At 64.0% G+C, this 20,837-nt stretch carries 13 protein-coding genes and 2 pseudogenes; 8 read left to right on the top strand and 7 right to left on the bottom strand.

The window, feature by feature from the left end; all coding sequences use genetic code 11:
* Nucleotides 1-1,324: pseudogene (locus tag EZM81_RS00005) on the top strand (restriction endonuclease); the annotation flags it as partial.
* 45 nt (nt 1,325-1,369) lie between these two features.
* Nucleotides 1,370-2,591 (top strand): annotated as a pseudogene (locus EZM81_RS00010) (IS3 family transposase).
* 563 nt (nt 2,592-3,154) lie between these two features.
* Here the strand turns inward: EZM81_RS00010 and EZM81_RS00015 are convergent.
* Genes EZM81_RS00015 through EZM81_RS00045 form a run of 7 tightly spaced genes read right to left on the bottom strand, consistent with a single transcriptional unit; the run spans nt 3,155 to nt 10,614 of the window.
* Nucleotides 3,155-3,805 carry an ABC transporter ATP-binding protein gene (locus tag EZM81_RS00015; RefSeq protein ID WP_136644325.1) on the bottom strand — a complete coding sequence of 217 codons (651 nt, stop codon included), beginning with the start codon at nt 3,803-3,805 and terminating at the stop codon, nt 3,155-3,157.
* The gene (locus EZM81_RS00020; protein WP_136644326.1) at nt 3,805-4,587 is read right to left on the bottom strand and encodes an ABC transporter permease; all 783 of its coding nucleotides are present in this window, start codon (nt 4,585-4,587) and stop codon (nt 3,805-3,807) included. The genes EZM81_RS00015 and EZM81_RS00020 overlap by 1 nt, the downstream gene beginning before the upstream one ends.
* Nucleotides 4,584-5,789 (bottom strand): lipopolysaccharide biosynthesis protein, encoded by a 1,206-nt coding sequence (locus EZM81_RS00025; RefSeq protein ID WP_136644327.1) that lies wholly within the window; start codon nt 5,787-5,789, stop codon nt 4,584-4,586. Before EZM81_RS00025 ends, EZM81_RS00020 begins: the two co-directional genes overlap by 4 nt.
* On the bottom strand, nt 5,786-7,885 hold the full coding sequence (locus tag EZM81_RS00030) for a capsular polysaccharide biosynthesis protein (RefSeq protein WP_136644328.1): 2,100 nt from the start codon (nt 7,883-7,885) through the stop codon (nt 5,786-5,788). Before EZM81_RS00030 ends, EZM81_RS00025 begins: the two co-directional genes overlap by 4 nt.
* Before the next feature lies 1 nt (nt 7,886).
* Nucleotides 7,887-8,240 (bottom strand): hypothetical protein, encoded by a 354-nt coding sequence (locus EZM81_RS00035; protein WP_136644329.1) that lies wholly within the window; start codon nt 8,238-8,240, stop codon nt 7,887-7,889.
* Nucleotides 8,241-8,299: 59 nt separating this feature from the next.
* The gene (locus EZM81_RS00040) at nt 8,300-9,394 is read right to left on the bottom strand and encodes a polysaccharide biosynthesis/export family protein (RefSeq protein ID WP_169052259.1); all 1,095 of its coding nucleotides are present in this window, start codon (nt 9,392-9,394) and stop codon (nt 8,300-8,302) included.
* Nucleotides 9,395-9,402: 8 nt separating this feature from the next.
* Entirely contained in the window at nt 9,403-10,614 is a 1,212-nt protein-coding gene (locus tag EZM81_RS00045) for a hypothetical protein (RefSeq protein ID WP_169052260.1), read from the bottom strand.
* Between the two features lie 1,012 nt (nt 10,615-11,626).
* Here EZM81_RS00045 and EZM81_RS00050 point away from each other — a divergent pair.
* The 6 genes from EZM81_RS00050 to EZM81_RS00075 all read left to right on the top strand — a co-directional run bounded on the left by EZM81_RS00050 (nt 11,627) and on the right by EZM81_RS00075 (nt 20,654).
* A complete protein-coding gene (locus EZM81_RS00050) occupies nt 11,627-14,053 on the top strand; it encodes a Lon protease family protein (protein ID WP_135451265.1) in 2,427 nt (808 codons plus the stop codon).
* Entirely contained in the window at nt 14,046-15,266 is a 1,221-nt protein-coding gene (locus EZM81_RS00055) for an APC family permease (RefSeq protein WP_136644332.1), read from the top strand. The genes EZM81_RS00050 and EZM81_RS00055 overlap by 8 nt, the downstream gene beginning before the upstream one ends.
* Nucleotides 15,267-15,479: 213 nt before the next feature.
* The gene (gene acsA, locus EZM81_RS00060; protein ID WP_136644333.1) at nt 15,480-17,201 is read left to right on the top strand and encodes an acetate--CoA ligase; all 1,722 of its coding nucleotides are present in this window, start codon (nt 15,480-15,482) and stop codon (nt 17,199-17,201) included.
* Nucleotides 17,198-19,189, top strand: coding sequence for a pyruvate dehydrogenase (acetyl-transferring) E1 component subunit alpha (gene pdhA, locus EZM81_RS00065; protein WP_136644334.1), 1,992 nt, complete (start codon nt 17,198-17,200; stop codon nt 19,187-19,189). Before acsA ends, pdhA begins: the two co-directional genes overlap by 4 nt.
* Nucleotides 19,186-20,409, top strand: a complete 1,224-nt coding sequence (locus EZM81_RS00070; RefSeq protein ID WP_136644335.1) for a dihydrolipoamide acetyltransferase family protein — start codon at nt 19,186-19,188, stop codon at nt 20,407-20,409. Before pdhA ends, EZM81_RS00070 begins: the two co-directional genes overlap by 4 nt.
* Complete coding sequence (locus EZM81_RS00075) at nt 20,406-20,654, top strand: acyl carrier protein (RefSeq protein ID WP_136644336.1); 249 nt, start codon at nt 20,406-20,408, stop codon at nt 20,652-20,654. The genes EZM81_RS00070 and EZM81_RS00075 overlap by 4 nt, the downstream gene beginning before the upstream one ends.
* Nucleotides 20,655-20,837 lie beyond the last annotated feature (183 nt).

The raw sequence follows: 20,837 nt of genomic DNA on the forward strand, positions 1-20,837 counted from the left end.
AACCGAAATCAGCCTCCGGCAAACCCGGCGCGGTTCAGACCTCCCTGAAACGCGCCGTCAGCAGTTCCTTGCCCTTAAGAAGGAAGAACTGCTGCGCGAGATCGTTGACAATGTCGGGAAGAGGGGTGCCGCCGGTCAGGACCTTCAGAATGTCATATCGGTGGCGATGCTGTCGGAGGGATGGGACGCCAAGAATGTGACGCACATCATGGGGCTCCGGGCCTTCACGTCCCAGTTGCTCTGCGAACAGGTCGTCGGACGCGGGTTGCGCCGGGTATCCTACGACACGGACGAGAACGGCCTGTTCCTGCCCGAATACGTCAACGTCTTCGGCGTGCCTCTCTCTATCTCGGAGACCGGCGAAGGCGGTGAGGTGCCGCCACCGCCGAAGCCCACCACGCAGATCGAAGTAGTGCCCGACCGCGCGCATCTGGAGCTTCGCTGGCCGAACGTGCTGCGCGTGGAGACGGTCGTCAAACCGGAGCTCGCCATCGACTGGAACAAGGTCCAGCCGCTCGTGCTCGATCCCGCCAGCACGCCGATCAGCGCCGAACTCGCCCCGGCGCTCGGAGGCGCGACGGACATGGGCAAGGTCACCGCGATCGACCTCGAGAAGCTGCCGGATGGCTTCCGTCTGCAGCGCCTCGTATTCCAGGCTGCGCGGAAGGCGTTTGCAGAGCTGAGCCATGGGTTCACCGGCACCCACGAGTATCTGGCGGCGCAACTCTTCAGGATCGTCGAGGCGTTTCTTAACTCGGACCGCCTCGACATCCCGTCGCTGTTTCACTCCGATCCGCTTCGACGGCGTATACTCATCGCGCTCAACATCGATCTCGTGGTCCAGCATGCGCTGAGCAACGTGACCGAGCAGAACACGGAACGTCTGACGCCGGTGTTCGACGAGGAAAACCCGATCGGTACAACTGGGTTGATGCGCACCTGGTACACGACCAGGCCGTGCTTCCCGACAACCAAATCGCACATCAGCCATCTGGTGGGAGATTCCGCTTGGGAAGGCCACGCGGCCAATGTCTTCGAGAAGCGCGAGGACGTTCTTGCCTACGCCAAGAACGATCACCTCGGTTTCCAGATCTACTACATGTGGGCGGGCTCCCGGCGGCGATATGTCCCGGATTTCCTCGTCCGCCTTGCTGGCGGTACGATCCTCGCGCTCGAGATCAAGGGCACCGACAGTCCGCAGAACAAGGCGAAGCGGGACGCGCTGAACGAATGGGTGAAGGCGATCAATGCAGCAGGCGGTTTCGGGCGCTGGACTTGGGATGTCGCGTTCAAGCCAGGCGACGTGTGCTGTGACCCCCGATAACTCGTCCATCTGATGCTAGAGTCCGGCCCAATGAGAGGACCGGACATGAAGAGATCGAAGTTCACCGAAGAGCAGATCATCGCGATCCTGCGGGAGCAGGAGGCGGGCGCAAAGACGGCCGAGGTCTGCCGCAGGCACGGGATCAGCGGTGCCACGTTCTACGCTTGGAAGGCGAAGTTTGGCGGCATGGAGCCGTCCGAGGCGAAGCGTCTGAAGGCGCTCGAAGACGAGAACGCCAAGCTGAAGCGCCTGCTGGCCGAGGCAATGCTCGACAACACGGCGCTCAAGGATCTGCTGTCAAAAAAATGGTAACGCCCGCCGCCAGGCGCGAGGCCGTCGCGCATCTCGAAGAGGGTTACGAGATGAGCGAGCGGCGGGCGTGTTCCCTGATCGGTGCGGATCGGTCATCGGTGCGATACCGCCATCGCCGGCCGGACGATGCTGCCTTGCGCGAGGTGTTGCGCGGGGCTGCCGAGACGCATCGGCGGTTTGGCTATCGCCGCCTGCACGTGATCCTGCGACGGGACGGGCATGTGCTGAACCGCAAGCGCACGCAGCGGCTCTACCGCGAGGAGGGGCTATCCGTGCGTCGGCGCCGCAGCCGCAAGCGGGCCATCGGCACACGGGCACCGCTGGTGACCGAGGCTCTGGCCAACGCCCGCTGGTCGGTCGATTTCGTGCAGGACCAGTTCGCTGACGGCCGCCGCTTCGTTCGGGCGGGCCTTGAACCGGTGGCGGCTCCGCCCTCACCCTGAACGTGATCGACGATGTCACCAAGGAAAGCCTGGCTGCCGTGGTCGACACCTCGATTTCCGGCCGCAGGGTTGCCAGGGAACTGACGGCGCTGATCGAGCGGCGCGGCAGGCCCGGCGTGATCGTCTCAGACAATGGGACTGAGTTCACCTCGAACGCGATCCTGGAATGGGCCGAGAAGATGAAGGTGAAGTGGCACTACATCGCCCCAGGCAAGCCCATGCAGAATGGGAACTGCGAGGCGTTCAACGGCCGGATGCGGGATGAACTCCTGAACGAGACACTGTTCTTCGGCATCGACCATGCCCGCGAGGCTGTCGCTGAATGGACCCACACCTACAACACCGAACGGCCCCATTCGGCCCTCGGCTATCAGGCCCCGGCGGTCTTTGCCGCCCAACTCACCGCAATGGGCGATCAGGTTCGCGCACCTGAAACGCTCCGCAGATCGCCCATTGCTCCGTCGGCGCAACAGCGCCAAGTTCAACAAAGGACTCTGGTATCAGCCGGATGAGCATCGGGGGTAACCGCACGTCTGCTCCTGCTCAGGTTGGGCAGACTCTACATCACAACGAGGGAACTTCCGGGGGGGGGGGGGGGCGGGGCANCTCAGCCGGATGAGCATCGGGGGTAACAGCACGTGCAGGACATAATCACGAGGCACGCCTCCGTCACCGAGCCTGCAGAATAGAGTTCGTTTTCCGGCCAAAGCGCGACCGAGTTGTTCGATCCCGGTCCCATCTCGATAGCGCCACTAGCATCGAAGTGTTTAGGTTGGATTTCGAATTTATCCATGCATTTCAGTAGTTTCCAGGCCCTACACCAAATCCGCGAAGTCGAGAGGTCCGGAGAATTTCGGGCCTGAGAGACGGCTTCCGGGCCTCCTGGCGCCGGGGCCAGTGCATAGCCCCGCCTGCATAACCCTCGAATACAACGGGAAAAACCGACCGCAGCCGGATCGGGAGAACGCTTTTGCGGGGGCAAGTAGCGGAGGGGATGGGCCGCAGGTCCAACCTTCTTTTGTGGATGCCGCTCGGTTTGCAAGNGGCCAATTCACCAGATGCCGGGACACAACAGCTAGTTCAGCGCCTTATAGGCAATCAAAAGATCTTCGGTCCGATCAAAGAACCGGATCCGATCCCCTTCTAGAAGCAGACCACAGTCACAATATTGTTGGATTGCGCTTTGCGAGTGGGAGATCATGATGATCTGGCTGCGTGCAAGCCTGTTCTCGAATACAGCCTTGCTTTTCTGTTTGAACTCTTCATCCCCGACGGAAGTGATTTCATCGATCAGATAGATGTCGAAGTCGATCGCCATGCTGAGACCGAAGGCAAGGCGGGCCTTCATTCCGCTTGAATATTTCCTGATCGGCAGGCGCAGGTATGGTCCAAGCTGGGCAAACTCGGTCACATATTCGATGACCCGCCGCGGATCCTGGCCGTAGATTCGCGACACGAATCGGATGTTCTCGATGCCCGTCATGCTGCCATTGAACCCGCCGGTGAAGCCCAGTGGCCACGACACGCGCGTCGAGCGATAGACATGGCCGGAGTCCGGCGGTTCGGTGCCGGCGAGCAGGCGCATCAGCGTGGATTTGCCCACTCCATTCCGGCCCATGATGGCGATGTTCCTGTCCCGCGGAAAGGCAAAGCTGAAGTCGTGCAGGATCGTCTTTCGGACGCCGTTGGTGTGGTAGGACTTGCTGACGCTGTCGAACACGATCATCAGTAGCGTGCCTTGCGAAACAGGCGCTCGCCTGCCAAAGCCAAGAGGAGCATGGCAATGCCCAGGGCCACGGGATACCAGGCGTCGAGTACCATTGAATTGTAATTGGGATAGAACCCGTGCCGGAACCATTCGACCAGATGCAGGACGGGGTTCCACTGCAGGATGTCCCGGGCCTGCTGCGGCAACTGGCTGGGAACGTAGAAGATTGCCGAGATGAAGAACAGCGGGCGGGTCAGTACCTTTTCGATGTGGACCCAGGATTCCCACAAGGACACCACGACCGCATTCAAGGCTCCGAAGCCGAAGCCCAGCAGCCAGGTTGACAGGAAAGCCAGGATCACATGTTCGGGCCTCGCCGGCAAAGCGGCGAGGCCAAGACCGATCAATGCCGTGTAGAAGATGGCCATGATAAGCGCATAGGTCGCGGCCACCAGAAGGGCGCGGGCCACAAGAGTGTCGACATCCTTGATGATCGGATAGGTCAGAAGCGCGTGGTTGGCGTCGAAGACAGACATCAGCTTGTTCGACAGTTCGCTGAAGAACTGAAGCGTCAGCGCCCCCGTCGCGAAGAAGAGCGCCAGGCTGGAGCCAAACGGCGGCTGCCGTCCCGCCAAGCTGAACAGGAACACCAGAAACGCCACGCTGACCGCCGGGGTGAAGATGGCCCAGAGATAGCCGACCGGCGAGGTTCCGAACGTTGCGCGGGTCTCGCGCAATATCAGCGCCGTTATGACGCGAACCTGCAGGTGCAGCAATTCCGCGGTTCCGACAAGCTTCATGTCAGATGGTCCCGCACTGACATCGTCAGGAGCACCCCGATACCCCAGGCTGCGAACAGAGCGAACCCCAGCACGAACAGGTTGCGCAGGCTGCGCGGATACTTGGCAGATTCCGCGGTTTGTGGCCGCAGGTGAATGGCAAGATAGCGCTGCTGGCGGTCAGCATCGCGGCGCGCCTGCTCGAGCGAAGCCAGCGCCGAGGCATATGCCTGCTGGGCCAGGCTGCGTTCAACCTCGAGCTCTTCGTAGATGGCAAGCTGCCTGGTCACGGCGCTGGAACCCGTGCTGTCGGAGGCGTCGCCGCCGATTGCCTTGCGGCGCTGCAGGATCTCGGCCGTCAGGGCCTCGGCGTCACGGCGCAAGGCGACGAGGCTGGGGGCATTGTCGTCAAGTGTCTGGCTTAGCGCGGCAATGCGGGCGTTCAGGTCGCTGAGCCGGGATTCGAGGCCGGCGATCAGTTCGACTTCCAGGGCGGCGCTGGCCGAAGGATCGACCGACTGCTCGGAAGCGCGGAAGTCCCGGATCGCGGTCAGCGCCTTGCGCAGCCGTGCTTCCTGCAGTGCAACATCTTCGCGCGCGAAGCGCAGGGCATCGTTCCTGGCGCTGGCTGACAGGTCATTCACCAGTTTCTGGGTAAGGGTCAGCACCATGTCGCCAATACGCCGGGCATGATCGGCGGAGAATGACTGCACCTCGAATTCGATGATACCCGAGGCCGGATCGAACTGCGTATGGATGTGCCGCTGCCAGTAGGCCACGAAGTCCTCGATTGTGGCATCCTGCGCAAGCCGCGACAGGGGATCAACATTGGCCGAGGAATAGACCCCCCGCAGATCCAGCTCTCGGTCCAGTGCCTCGACAAGTTCGCGGCTGCCGAGGTAACTGAGAACGATATAGGAATCGGAAGTGGTTGAACCGGAACTGGCCAGACCGGTGATCGCCCCCAGTCCGTCCACGCCGCTTTTCATGTCCATCCCCCGGACGGAAAAGCCTGCCCTTGCTGCATACCGGTCGGTCGCAATGGCCGCATAATAGGCGGTCGCTGCCAACAGCGGCAGACAGACAAACACGATGAACGACAGAAGAATGCCGCGGTAGCTTCGCACCGGGGAGGACTGCCCCCGCTGTGTTGCGTTGGGTCTGATTACCGAAATGACCTCGCCGGAAGCGGGCAATGGCGCGTTGGGCGTGAGGTTGGTCATCGCGTATTCCCCGTTAGTCCGATCCAGGATCTGACTGCAAGGCGCAGAAGCCTGCGTTGCCAACCTGCTGTCTGCGGACCACGTCCGGCCAGTTCGGCCAGGCGCCCGACAGCATCTTCCGGCTCGACAAAGCAGTTGTTCCGGTAGTCGAAATAGCGTGGGTAGGCAATCAAGGCGCCATGGACAAGGGCGTCGAGCGTCAGCTTCCGGTTGCGTCTTGGACAGCTCAGCCGGTCTTCCGTCAGGCCCCAGCCGGCGTAGAACGGCAGGCCGTGGCAGACTACGGGGACACCGCGCAGCAGCGCCTCGAACCCCATCAGCGAAGTCATGGTGTGTACCGCGTCGATCTGGGTGAAGAGGTGTCCCGGCGAGACGGGGCGGGTCAGGATTTCGTCAGCCAGAACATGCGCCGCGTCCTCTTGCATGCCGCCCCGCCGCAGGCCGGCAAGAACATCTGGATGCGGCTTGTACACGATGCAGGCATCTGGGTTTTCTGCGCGCACCCGGGCAAGAAGCTCGAAGTTGCTGCGAACCACTGGCGATCCAAGACGGATCGAGGCATCGCTTTCCACCTGGCCGACGACCAGCAGGACGGGACGCTTCCCCGTGGGCCGCTGCCAGGTTTCGCGTCCGAGGTTGTACTTCGTCAGATCAAGTCGCACGATCCGGTCGCGCAACTCGCTTGCCCGGCGCAGTGCCACATTGTCCGGGTTCTCGGTCTGCAGGATGCGTTCCAGCCGCGATGGCCGCGTGGCGTCGAAATAGATCCCCACATCGTCCACAACGAGCGACTGGGGCCGGACAAGTTCGGCACCAAGCCCGGACGACCTCAGGAAACCATCCTCGAGACGCAGTACCGGCTTGTCGGAATGGGCCACTGGCACCTCGGCGTCGCCCCAGATGGCTACGGCCTCAGTTTCGGCAGGGGTGCGCTCGGCCTGCCTGCGGGTCTGGAAGGTAACCTCCGATCCCTGAAGGAAACACGCGACAAAGTGCCGCTTCCAGCGCGAAAAACCCACTGCGGCGATCCGGGCCGGTAGCTCCTGACGGCGGCGGCGCTGCAGGCCCACATGCGCAAAGGCGCGCTCGGGTTCACAGATCCGTCGCGACAACGGATCTACATAGCGCGGATAGCGGACCAGAGCCGCATGGGCGATCTGTTCCAGTGCAACCGGTCGGCGACGTTCTGGCGCGGGCAGGTCGTCTTCGGTGAGGCCCCAGCCTCCATAGAAGGGCATGCCGAAACAGCGCACCGGCCGGCCCCAGATCAGCGCCTCGAAGCCAAGCTGCGAAGTGACGGTATAGACCACCTCGGCCTGTGGGATCAGCCCGGCCGGATGCACCGGATCCGTCAGCACCCGCACCCGATCGGATGCGCCGAACACCTTGGGGTCGAAATGGCCTCTTCTCGCGCAGTCCTTCACATCAGGGTGGGTCTTCAGCAGGATGGTGTGATCGGGATACTCGGCCAGGGCCGCCTCGAGCATGCGGCTGAAGCTTGCGGCCGTCGCCATGCCGTATTCGATGGAAAGGTCGCCGAAGGTCTGGTCGCAAACCAGCACATAGCGATCGGGCAGCCCAAAGGCCACGTTGCGCTGGGCGTTGTATTTCGACAGGCCTTCGGTCCGCCAGGCCGCCATGATCGCGCGCGCCCTTGCCCGCTCTGCCTCGTTCAGATCGGATTGGATCAGTTCTTCCAGCTCCGAAGGCTGCGTCGCATCATAATGACAGCCAATCCTGTCCATTAGCAGCGACAGGGGCGAATCGTGGCGCCCGACCGAACGCAGGAACCCATCCTCTACCAGAAGAAGGTCACGGCCGGAGTGTTTCGCCAAGGCAGCGGCGCGACGACCTGACCATTTCCGCCCCCATCCGACCAGGGTTTCGCCCTTCTGCGGCAGCAGTCGACTGTGAAACACCGGTCGTTCGCCCAGCACGGCGGCCAGAACCTGGGATCGCGCCAGCATCAGGCTGGTGCAGGCATGTCGCGCGCGCTTGGGCGCCACTGCGGTTCTGAGGCATTCGCTAAGCCAGACCGGGGCCAGCAGCAGCCGCGCGCGCCAGAGCCGGCGGGATGGCGCAAGACCGGGCACCATCTCAGCCCTCCTTTCGACAAGGCGTGCAATCCGGGGGCGCGCCTGCCAGCAAGCCGCGACTATCGACTGCAAAGGTTATCGTCTCGCGCAGCCGAAGCTGTCCTTCGCGTTGACAGATCGTCTGCAGGCGGAAAGCGGATTTGCGGTGCGCCAAGACACTTTTCGCTTCCGGCAGTCTGCAATTGCGCACGATTGCCTGCTGGCAGAAGGCCTGACCGAGCGGCAGCGCCTGCATCCGGCCATCCAGTGTCGAAAGATCCGTCGCATCGCGACCTTTCGTGTAAAGCGGCCCGTTATCGAAGATGCTAATCCCGAACCGCCGGCAGCTTTTCTGCAGCAACGACGTAACGCTCATCGGAATGACCTCTGCGGCGTTACTGGCAGGCAGGATGAACGAGACCTTCGGAACATGCGTCAGTCCCTCAATCTCGAGGTCGAGTTGGCAGTCCCCAGAAGCGGCGACAGGATTGTGGTCACGAACTTCCGGAAGTCGGCGCCGCCGGCCGAAGCAACGTATACGATGTCGCCTGGCGCCAACCGGAACGAACGCGCAAGAAGTAGTGCGTCAGGGCGCGAGAAGTCGAAGCGATAGGCCATCGCAATGCCGCCCCCGCTGGCAGGGCGGAAGACGAAAACCGATTGCACCCGCGCGACCTGATCATCCAGACCGCCCGCCTCGGCCAGCAGATAGGCCAGATCGGCCTCCTTCGCCGGGATTTCGATGTTGCTCGGCCGACTGACGCCACCGTAAACCGCGAACCGGCGCGGCTTGTGGGAAAAGATCACAGTGTCGCCCGGCAGCACGACTATGTTGTTCGCGGCCGAGTCCTGGATGTCCGAAAGGGGCAGCGAGGCTGAAAGCCCCTGCCGCTGCAAGCTCACCTCCACCTCCCAAGGCAGGTGCTTCGGACCGCCCGCTTGTGCGAGCAGATCTAGCAGGCGAAGGCCGCGCGGCGGGACAGGGATGCGTCCGGGAGAGGCAACCTCGCCCAGAACCGTCACGGATCGCGCTTCGGTGGAAAGGATCTTTACGGCGATTTCCGGTTCGATGGCCTGTCCGCGGTACCGTTCCAGCAGAACGCTGCGAAGCTGATCGACTGTAAGACCGCGCGCCTCGACCGCATTCGCGTATGGAACCGTGATTCTGCCAGAGTTCGAGACCCGGACCGGCAGAGACGTCATCCTGTTGCCACCGCTGGCGAACAGGCCGTCCTCTGCGACCTCCCATATGCGGATTTCCAATTCGTCGCCGATGCCGATCAATTCGTCAGTCGCCTTGAACCCCTGGTTCCGAAAAGCTGCAGGAAACGAAGCGGTCGCTTTGGAAGCCGGTGGAAGGGTCGCTGCGGTCACGTCGATGACCCTGAAGGGCAGAGTGGCACCATCACGCGCAGGATTCTCGAGATCCGACCGGTCGATCGCCTCTGCTGCAGGACCGAACGCGGGCAGGGCGGAGCAGCCGGCAAGACACAGCGCAGCGGCGAAACAGACTGCGGTCCGTCGTGTCATGCCGCGGATCATGCGCCTGCCGCCCGCATGTCCTGAACCATGGTCCGGACCTTTTCCAGCCTGCCAAGGATAGCGGCGATGGCGGCCTTCCTTTCTGCCCGCCCATAGAAGCCGCCAGGGATCAGGCTTCTGGCCTTCAATTCGGTCAGGAAAGCGTTGATCTGCACGCGCGGCTTGGCCCGTCGCACGGCCATGAACCTGGCAACGTCGGTTTCGTCATCCCCCAATGTCACGATTTCCTTGTGCCGGAAGACGGCGTCGCCCAGCACAAGGACCGGAACGTCATGGTGCATCGCGGAAAAGGCTGATGTCGAATTGATCACGATCATGCCGCTGGCTTTTGCTGTCAGATCGCCGATGCGCCCGGTCCGAAGAACAATCAACCGATTGCGAGGAATTCCGAACTGCCGCGCCTTTTTGCGAACCAGATGCTTCATGGCCGAACTGCGGCGTTCCAGCGGGTGCAGCTTGAAGACGATCTTCTGGCAGCAGCCGGCGGTGCTTGCGGCGCGCAACACGGCATCTATCAGCCGGTCTGTCGTCCAGCCGCGTGCCGCCGTTACGAGCTGGCTGTCGCTTGTGACCTGAAGCGGGACCAGCAGATAGCCCGGAGACTGCCGGAGCACTCGCCGCGTCGGATATTCTGTAAGCCTCGCGGCAACGCGACCCAGCATGTGGGCCGCCCAGCCGAGAGATAGGGGAAGGATCCGTTCCCTCTGGCGGTGGTACAGATGTTCCTCGGTCTCTTTTGATGCCAGATCGCGCATCAGGTAATAGATCGCCCCCCAGAGGCACATTGCCACAAAGGAAAAGCGACTGTTGCAGGGGGATGGGCCTGCACCATCTTGTGGGGCAAATGTCTGATTTGATCGCCACCGCGCCATCGGGGAATGCTGATTGTTCCCGCCCGATTCGCAACTGGCGTATCCGGCGCGCAGATAACCTTCCTCAAGGCTGACAACGGGAATTCCGTTCATCTCTGCTACCTCTCGGGCAACTCGATGTATCGGGCGATTGCAGCCAAAAAGAATGATCGCATCTGGTCTGCGATTGGCAATTTCAGCTTTGAGCCAGCTTGCCCACTCGGGCAGCGTTCCGGCAAATCGGATACAGGAGCGGCGCCGCGCGAAGACCTGGTCACCAAAGTTGAAGATCACGCGCCTTACATCATATCCAGATGCCACCAAAGCATCCTGCAGTTCGGTAAAAAAGGGACCCACAGGACCCTGCAGCAGAAGGATCCTTCTGGGGCAATGCCCCGACTTTCCTAATGTCACCAAGCCTGAGGCAGCGTGTGAGGGAGCGGTGTGGGTCGGCCAGTCAAGCGTAGGCGGACGGCAATCGGCAGTCATCACGCAATTCCGATCAAGTCAGACGGATTTGGCGGCGCGCGGCCCAGTCAGCAAGTGGAAGGATTGGCCCTTTCTTGCGAGATTGCGGGAAGCAAATTGAAACAGATACGCAGAAGATAAACAGACTTTGCGTTGTATGTGGTACTTCAAGCCGGAAAGAAGCTGATGACCGCGCGGCCGCACTTTTCCTCCGCACCCCGCGATATGCATCCCGCAATTCACTCTCAAAGCACCTTCATCACGCAGGCCAACTGATGATAAATCAGTTCAGCATTTATTGAAGCCCATCCATGGACTTTTTATACCCACAACGCACTGACGTTGAGGACGCAACGGATAGCTCCGGACAGCCATCCCGGCCTGATGCGGCCGTTTGGTTCGAATCCAATTAGCGCACAAGTTTGGGGGGGTCAACGGCTTTGCTCCACAACCCTGACGGTCAAGAAGCCACCTTGTGAAGCCGTCATCCTGTCCCACGGAGTGGCGTAGCTGCCGCTTGGTCGAAACTCGAACGGGAAAGGGAAAGGTACCCCTCAGGTGTGAAGTGCGCAGCAGCATATTGCCCCGTTGCCACGCGTGCCCTACGGCGTGCAGGATCTGGGCGGGTTCAACCCCCTGCTTCCGGAAAGGCCACGGCTCACCAACCCGTTGGGGGGTGTCCCGACACTCACAGCCAACCAATCCGATGATTGGCCCCCTTCGTCGCTGCAATTCCTCACGTCTGCCCTTTGCCGGTCGGGGTGCCCCCGTGCTGCCGCGTGAAACGTCTCGGCGGCGGATCAGTCAGCTTGACATCCAGGGCGCTTGACCTTGACCATGCACCTGCCGAACTCTGGCATCCCGGGTGGGTGGACCACCCTCGCAACATGAGGTGCGGCCAGTGGCCGATACTCTGGTTTCTCATGACAGGCTTCGGGCTGTCTGCAACCCGTCGGACTTTACGTTCGAGACGACAGCGGATCTGGCCGCGCTGAAGGGCCCTGTGGGCCAGGACATCGCTGTCGAGGCGATCCGCCTTTCGGCGGAAATGCGCCACCCCCGGTTCAACCTGTTCGTCTACGGACCCGAGGGTTCGGGTCGCCATTCGACGGTGCTGCGGATCCTTCAAGATGTAGCGGCCACCCGACCCGAGCCTGACGACTGGGTCTACGTCAACAACTTTGCGGATCCGGACAAGCCGCTGGCGATCCGCCTTCCCCCAGGCGAAGGCCCCCGGCTTCGCGATGCCGTCGCGGCCCTGGTCGAGGATCTGGCCAGCCGGATTCCGGCTGTTCTCGTCTCGGAAGACTGCCAGACGCGCCGTGCAGCCATCGAGCAGGAATTCGCCGCGCGCCACGAAGCCGCCTTCAACGCCCTTGTCGAAAGCGCCCGCAAGCGGAATGTCGCCATCATGCGGACGCCCATGGGGTTTTCCCTGGCCCCGATGCACGCCGGCGAGGTTCTGAAGGCCGAGGCGATGGCTGCCATGCCCGAGGCCGATCGCGCGCGGATCGAGGCCGATGTCCAGGCGATCCATGAAGAGCTGGAGGATTTCCTGGCCTCGCTTCCCGAACTGGGCCGCGAACAGCGCGAGGCCATGGCCGATCTGAACGCGCGCATGGCGGAAAGTGCCGTCAAGTCGGCAATGTCGCGCATGAACCGCAGCTATGCCCGACTGCCCGAGGTGCAGTCCTTCTTTCAGGCCCTGCGCCAGGATTTCGTCGTGAACGCAGACCTGTTCCTGTCGTGGGAGCGCAGCGGTGCCGAGGCACCCTTCCCGCGCGGCCCTGCCGCCCTGCACGATGACCCGCGCTTTCACCGCTATGCCGTGAATGTCGTCACGACGCACGAAAAAGGGGCGGGCGCCCCGGTCATCGTCGAAACGATGCCGACCTTGGCAAATCTTTCCGGCCGGATCGACTACATGTCCCAGCAAGGGACGCTCGTCACCGACTTCACCCTCATCAAGCCGGGCGCGCTGCATCGCGCGAATGGCGGGTTCCTGCTGCTGGATGCCAGGCGCGTGCTGTCCGAACCCTTCGCCTGGGATGCCCTGAAGCGCAGCCTCGAGACGCATGAGATCCGGATCACCACCGCCGCCGACCGGCTTGGCCTGATCGCGACCACGACGATGGAGCCGCAGGCCATTCCCCTGGACGTGCGGGTGGTTCTTGTCGGCGACCAGCAGCTGCTTCTACTGCTGTCGGAACTGGATCCCGACTACGGCCAGTTCTTCCGCGTCGCGGCCGAGTTCGCCGACGACATGACCCGCGATGCAGGGTCGATGGAGCTTTTCGCAAGGATGCTCGCCACTGTCGGCGCGCAGGAAGGGCTGCGCCCGGTAGCCCGCGACGGCGTGGCCGCGCTGATCGAGGCCTCGTCCCGCGCGGCGGAAGACCAGCAGAAGATCTGCCTGCGGACGGGCGAGGTTCTTGACCTGATGCGCGAGGCCGATCACCTGGCCGGCAGGGACGGGGTCGGCGCCATCACCGGTGCCCATGTCGCCGCCGTGATCGCGTCGCGGGAACGCCGGCTGGGACGCACCCGCGACCGCCTGCTGGAGATGGTCAGCGGCGAAAGGATCCTGATTTCGACCACCGGCAGCGTCGTCGGGCAGGTCAACGGGCTGACCGTGGCGGACATCGGCGAGCTGCGCTTCGGAATGCCGGTGCGCATCACGGCACGGGTGCGGATGGGATCGGGCCGTGTGGTCGATATCGAACGCGAAGCAAAGCTGGGAGGGCCGATCCATTCCAAGGCAGTCCTGATCCTGTCGGGCTTCCTGGCTGCGCGCTATGCGCCGGATGTGCCGCTTTCGCTCTGGGCTTCGCTGGTTCTGGAACAGAGCTATGGCCGGATCGAGGGCGACAGCGCCTCTCTGGCCGAACTTTGCGCCCTGATGTCTGCCCTGGCGGATGTTCCCATCTCGCAATCCTATGCGGTGACGGGATCGGTCAACCAGCTGGGCGACGTGCAGCCGGTCGGTGGCATCAACGAGAAGATCGAGGGGTTCTTCCGGGTCTGTGCCGAAAAGGGGCTGACAGGTCGGCAGGGCGTCGTGATCCCGCGGGGAAACCTTGGGAACCTGATGCTGCGTGATGAGGTCGTGAACGCCGTCGCGTCCGGCCGGTTCCAGATCCATGCCGTTTCCCATGTGGACGAGGCTATCTCACAGCTGACCGGGTTGCCGGCGGGCAGGCGCACCATGAACGGCGAGTTCGAGTCGGGCTCGATCAACGCCAATATCGAGGTGCGCCTGCTGGATTTCGCCGAGGCACGGGCAGGGCAGGGCGACCTTTCGGCGGAACAGGGGGCCGCCGATGGCTGAACTGACACTCCGGCGTCGGCTGGGGTTGGCGAACGTCGTGCTTTACGGGCTTGGCGTGACGATCGGGGCCGGGATCTACGCCCTTGTGGGCAGCACGATTTCCCTCGCCGGCATCCATGCGCCGGTCGCCTTTGTCCTGGCCGCGCTGATCATGGTCTTTCCGGCTGCCTGCTTTGCCGAACTTACCGGCCGCTTTCCCTTTGCGGCCGCCGAGGCGCGCTTCGTGCGCGAAGGCTTCGGATCGCGCACCCTGTTCGTCGCGGTCGGGCTTGGCGTCGCGACGATCGGTATCGTTGCTGCCGCAGCCATCGCGCACGGGGCCGTCAGCTACCTTTCCCGTGTCATCGACCTGCCGCCCACCCTGTTGCTGGCTTTCGTGATCTGCGGCTGCGCGACTGTTGCATCGCTGGGCATCAAGTCCTCTACCGGAATAGCCGGTGCGATGACTGTGGTGGAGATCGGCGGCCTTGTGCTGATCATCGGCGGGGGATTCTGGGCCGGAAAGGATATCCTCGGCCAGGCTGTGCAGGCCGTGCCGGCAACCCTGTCTTTGCCCGTCTGGAGCGGGATCATGGCTGCAAGCCTTCTGGCCTTCTTTGCCTTCATCGGTTTCGAGAACATCGACTCGATCGCCGAGGAAACGACCAGCCCGCAGCGGACCCTTGCGACCGCCATCTTCCTGACCCTGCTGATCACGACGGTCCTGTATCTGGGGGTGGTCCTGACTGTCCTTGCCACCAACGATCTGGCAGACATCACATCCCATCCGTCCCCGCTGACGCTGACCTTTACCCGCAACACCGGGTTGCCCGAGATCGTGCTGGTCGCGATTGCGACGGTCGCCACGCTGAACGGTATCATCGTCCAGATCCTCATGGCTGGAAGGGTCATCTACGGTATGGCCAGGGATGGAGAGTTGCCCGTTGGCCTGGCACGGTTGTCCGCGCGGACCGCCACGCCGGTGCGCGCCACGGCCCTTTGTGCCGGTGTCGCGCTGATCATGGCGCTTGCGCTGCCCATCGTCGAACTTGCGGAACTGACCTCGGCAATCACGCTGTTGGTCTTTGCCCTTGTCTGCCTGTCGCTCGCCCGCATCAAGGCTCGGGGAACCCCGGTGCCCGAGGGGACATTCCAGGTCTATCGCTGGGTGCCGCCGACCGGGGCAATCGTGTGCCTTGGCCTGCTGGTGGCCGGCGTCCTGCCGGAAATCTGAGCTACGCGGGACCGATGGCGGGGCAGGGGAGCATGCCCGTGCCGGCCGATTCCCTTCCGCGTCGCCGCCCGGCCGATAGGTCGCCGGCATGACCTGCATCAAATACACAGGCCCGGGCGCGGTGCATTCTTCGATGGCAGGTCCTTTCGGTGCGTCAGACACATCAGTCTGTCGGGGCAGCCGGTGATCTTCACGCAGGATTGGGGGGGGAAGATGGCCAACATCATCGCTGCGAGGGCACCCACAACAGGGGACATGCCGTCTTTGCCCACCGGTTGGCAGGCGGCCCGGTCGCGACTGGCGGGATTGCCCGGCGGCGGGCTGAACATCGCATACGAAGCGGTTGACCGGCATGTGGCTGCTGGCCACGGCGGGCAGGCGGCGCTGATCTGGCTTGGCCGCGAGGGGCAGCGCCAGATCCTGACCTATGCCGATCTTGCCAGCCAGGCCGCGCGCTTCGCCCATGTCCTGCGCACCAACGGCATTGCGCCAGGGGAACGGATGTTCCTTCTTTCCGGTCGGGTGCCCGAACTTTACGCCGCCACCCTTGGCGCGATGAAGGCAGGGGTCGTGGTCAGCCCCCTTTTCGCGGCCTTCGGTCCCGAACCCGTCCGCGCCAGGATGGAGATCGGCGGCGCCGCCGTCCTGGTCACGACGGTCCAGAACTATGCGCGCAAGGTTGCCGAGTGGCGCGCCAGCATGCCGGGGCTCAGGCTGGTCCTCATCATCGGCGATACCGCACCCGAAGACTGTGTCGCGCTGGGCCCCGCCATGGCCGACGTGCCCGACCGGTTCGAGACGCACCCCACCCAGCCCGAGGACATGGCGCTGCTGCATTTCACCTCTGGCACAACGGGCCTGCCGAAGGGCGTCGTGCATGTGCATGAGGCCGTCGTCGCCCATGCCGAGACCGGGCGCCTCGCACTCGACCTGCGGCCGGGCGACATCTACTGGTGCACGGCCGATCCCGGCTGGGTCACGGGAATGAGCTACGGGATCATATCGCCCCTGTGTAACCGCGTGACCATGGTGGTGGACGAGGCCGAATTCGATCTGGACCGCTGGTATTCGATCCTTGAACGGGAAAGGGTGCAGGTCTGGTACACCGCACCCACCGCGATCCGCATGATGATGCGGGCGGGCGACGCGGCTGCCCAGGGGCACGATTTCAGGTCGCTTCGCTTTCTGGCATCGGTGGGTGAACCCCTGAATGCCGAGTGTGTCCTCTGGGGGCAGCGGGTGCTGGGCCTGCCGTTCCACGACAACTGGTGGCAGTCGGAAACCGGCGGCATCATGATCGCCAACACGGCCGACATGGATATCAAGCCCGGTGCGATGGGCAAGCCGCTGCCGGGAGTCGAGGCCGGGATCGTGACGCGCGAGGGCGACAGCGTGATCGAACAGCCCGACGGCAGCATCGGGGAACTGGCGCTGCGACCCGGCTGGCCTTCGATGATGCGGGCCTATCTTGGCCAGCCAGAGCGTTATGCCAAATGCTTCGCGGGGGGCTGGTATCTGACCGGCGATCTCGCGATGCGCGACAGCGACGGATATTACTGGTTCGTCGGTCGGGCCGACGACCTGATCAAGTCCTCGGGCCACCTGATCGGCCCTTTCGAGGTGGAAAGCGCGCTGATCGAACACCCCGCCGTGGCCGAGGCTGCGGTGATCGGCATTCCCGACGAAACCGCGGGCGAGGTGGTCAAGGCCTTCGTGATCCTCAAGGCCGGGTATCAACCCGGCGAGGCGCTGGAACGTGAACTGCGCGGCCACGCGCGCAAGCGACTCGGTCCCGCCGTCGCTCCGCGCGAGATCGTCTTCCGCGACAGCCTGCCGCGGACGCGATCGGGCAAGATCATGCGGCGGCTCCTGCGCGCCCGGGAACTGGGCCTGCCAGAGGGTGACCTGTCCACGCTGGAAGGGGATGCACGATGACCAAGGTCAGGCTCGATCACACCCATGCCCGCGACCTTCTGCGTGGCATGATCCGCATCCGCCGCTTCGAGGAGAAGTGCTACGAACTTTATACCCAGGAAAAGATCCGCGGTTTCCTGCACCTTTACGATGGCGAGGAGGCCGTTGCGGTCGGCGTTGCGGCGGCGCTTGAGCCGCGCGACAGGGTGGTTTCCACCTACCGCGAGCACGGCCATGCGTTGGCGCGCGGCATGAGCATGGAGTCAGCCTTGGCCGAGATGTACGGCAAGGCCACCGGCTGCGCGGGCGGGCGCGGCGGGTCGATGCACCTCTTCGATGCCGAGACCAACCTTTACGGCGGCAATGCCATCGTCGGCGGCGGACTACCGCTGGCGGTGGGCCTTGCGCTGGGCGACCACATGCAGGGCGAAAACCGCGTGACGGTCTGCTTCTTTGGCGATGGGGCGCTGGCAGAGGGCGAGTTTCACGAGTCGATGAACCTTGCCGCGCTGTGGAAACTGCCGGTGCTCTTCGTGCTGGAGAACAACCTTTACGCCATGGGCACGGCCGTCACCCGGGTGCAGGCCAACCCCGACTTCGCCCCCCGCGCCGCGAGCTACGGCATGCCGGCCGAAAGCGTGGACGGCAACGACGTGGTATCGGTCGAGGCTGCGACGCGGCGGCTGGTCGAGGCGGCACGATCAGGCCAAGGTCCGCAATTCCTGGAATGCCGCACCTACCGCACCCGGCCGCATTCGATGTTCGACGCCGAGAAGTACCGCGACAAGGCCGAGGTGGCGGAATGGCGCAAGCGTTCGCCGATCACCCGGTTCCAGTCCTGGCTCCTGGACAACAACCTGATGCATCAGGAGGAAGTCGATGCCATCGAGGCCGAGGTCGAGGCGCAGCTCAGGAATGCGGTGGCGGCCTGCGAGCAGGCCCCGTGGGAGCCGGTCGAGGATCTGACCCGCCATGTCGTGGCCGAAACCCGCCCTGCGCCGCCCGTCGTGCTGCAACCCGACCGGATGGTGGACACGACCTACCGCGACTGCTGCCGCGCCGCGATCACCGAGGCCATGCTGCGCGACCCCCGCGTGTTCATGATGGGCGAGGACATCGGCGCCTATGGCGGCTGCTATGCCGTCTCGATGGGGCTGCTCAAGGAATTCGGCCCCGACCGCATCCGCGACACGCCGCTCTCCGAGTCCGCCTTTACCGGCGCGGGGATCGGGGCTGCGCTGGTGGGGATGCGGCCGATCGTCGAGATCATGACGGTCAACTTCTCGCTGCTGGCGCTGGACCAGATCCTGAACACCGCCGCCACCATACGCCACATGTCGGGCGGTCAGTTCGGAGTTCCCCTGGTCATTCGCATGGCAACCGGGGCAGGGCGGCAGCTTGCGGCGCAGCATTCGCATTCCCTCGAGGCGTTCTTCGCCCATATTCCGGGTTTGCGCGTTGTTGCCCCTGCCACGCTTGAGGATGCCCGCGGGATGCTGGCCACCGCTCTGGAAGATCCCGACCCGGTGATCGTGCTGGAGCATGTCATGCTCTACAACATGACAGGCCGGATCGCCGCCAATGCTGGCGCAGTGGACATCGATCGTGCCGTGATCCGCCGTTTGGGCCGCGACGTGACGCTGATAGCCTGGAGCTTCAGTCTGTGGAAGGCGCTCGAGGCCGCCGAGGCGCTGGCGAAGGACGGGATCGAGGCCGAGGTGATCGACCTGCGCTCGCTGCGCCCTCTGGATGACGAAACGCTGGTTTCTTCCGTAAGTCGCACCAGGCGGGCAGTGGTTGTGGATGAAGGCTGGCGCACGGGCTCGCTTTCGGCGGAAATCGCCGCGCGCGTGCAGGAGGCCTGCTTCTGGCATCTCGATGCTCCTGTCGCCAGGGTCTGCGCTGCCGAGGTGCCGGTGCCCTACCCGAAACACCTGGAAACTGCCGCCCTGCCGCAGGTGGCCGATATCGTCGCCGCTGTCCGGGCCCTGCCGGGGGTGACGCCATGAGCATCTTTCCCATGCCCTCGCTGGGCGCCGACATGGAGGCGGGCAAGCTGGTCGAATGGCTGGTCAAACCCGGCGACCAGGTGAAGAAGGGGGATGTCGTCGCGGTGGTCGAGACCCAGAAAGGAGCCATCGAGATCGAGATCTTCCAGCCGGGGCGAATCGAGGAGCTGATTGCCGAGGTCGGCCAGACCTTGCCTGTCGGCGCGCCGCTTGCCCGGCTGGCTTCGGAGGGCGAGATGGCCCCGCCGCCATCGGCCCCACAGCCACCGGTCGCGCCACAGTCGGCGGCGCCGTCACCCCCGCCCGCCCCGGCGCCGATTGCCCCTGCAGCGCCCTCCGCACCACCCCCTGCATCGTCACCCCCGACGGCCGCGGCCGGGATGGGGCCGGTGCTGGCCTCTCCCGCCGCGCGGGCACGGGCGGTGGAACTTGGCCTGGATCTGGGGGCCATTCCCGGCAGCGGTCCCGGTGGCGCGGTGCTTCTTGCGGATGTGGAGCAGGCCGCCACCCACTTGCCGGCAGAGCCTCCGGCCCCAACGGGCAAGCCCGGCCTTGACATGGCCGAAATGCGCCGCGCCATCGCCACCGCGATGAGCCGCTCGAAACGCGAGATCCCGCATTACTATCTGACGCACGAGATCGACCTGCAGGCCGCGCAGGAGCGGCTGACCGCCGTCAATGCCGATCGCACGCCTGACCGGCGCCTGCTGCTGGGGGCGCTTCTGGTCCGCGCCACGGTCGGGGCGCTGGCAAAGGTGCCCGAACTCAACGGCCGGTTCGAGGCGGACCCCTTCACCCCTGCGGCCGCCGTTCATTGCGGTCTTGCCATCGCCATGCGGGGCGGCGGCCTGATCGCGCCGGCCATACTTGACGCGCAAGCCATGGATGTGGATGCGATCATGGACGCCATGCGGGATCTGGTTGCCCGCACCCGCACCGGTCGGCTGAGGAACAGCGAGATCACCCAGGGCACGATCACCGTCTCTTCATTGGGTGAAACCGGAGTCGATGCACTGACCGGCGTGATCTACCCGCCGCAGGTGGCGCTGGTGGGCTTCGGCACCCCACGCCTGAAACCTGTTGTCCTCGACGGCGCCATTGTCGCGCGCCTTTCCGTGACCGCCACCCTTGCCGCCGACCACCGCATCAGCGACGGACGCCGCGGTGCGCAATTCCTGGGCGAGATCGCCCGCCTCTTGCAGGAGCCCGACATCCCATGACCGATCTGCGCGCAGCCTTTCTGGAAGAACTGACCTCGGTTGCCCCCGATCTGGATGCGGCATCGATAGGCGACGACGATCACCTTCAGGATGACCTCGGGCTTGACTCGATGGATTTCCTGAACCTCGTCAGCGCCTTGCACAAGCGTTTCGGCCTGCCGATCCCGGAGGCCGACTATCCGCGGCTTGCCACCCCCGCCAAGGCAGCCGCCTATCTGGCCGAAAAGCTGGGCGCCCGCCGCTGATCCGCTGCACACCAGCGCGGCCTTCGGTGCCGCGCCGAGTTCGGGATTGTCCGACCGGCCAGATCCCTGGTCTTGTTCACCCCTGCCGGTTCGAAGGGGCGTGCCACCTTGCCGTGGTGCAGATCAGCCCCGCAACGGCGCGAGCAGCGGGGTCTTAATATCGCCAAAGCCGGAAAGGTCAGG

Source organism: Tabrizicola sp. YIM 78059 (assembly GCF_004959785.1).
GTDB lineage: Bacteria > Pseudomonadota > Alphaproteobacteria > Rhodobacterales > Rhodobacteraceae > Tabrizicola > Tabrizicola caldifontis.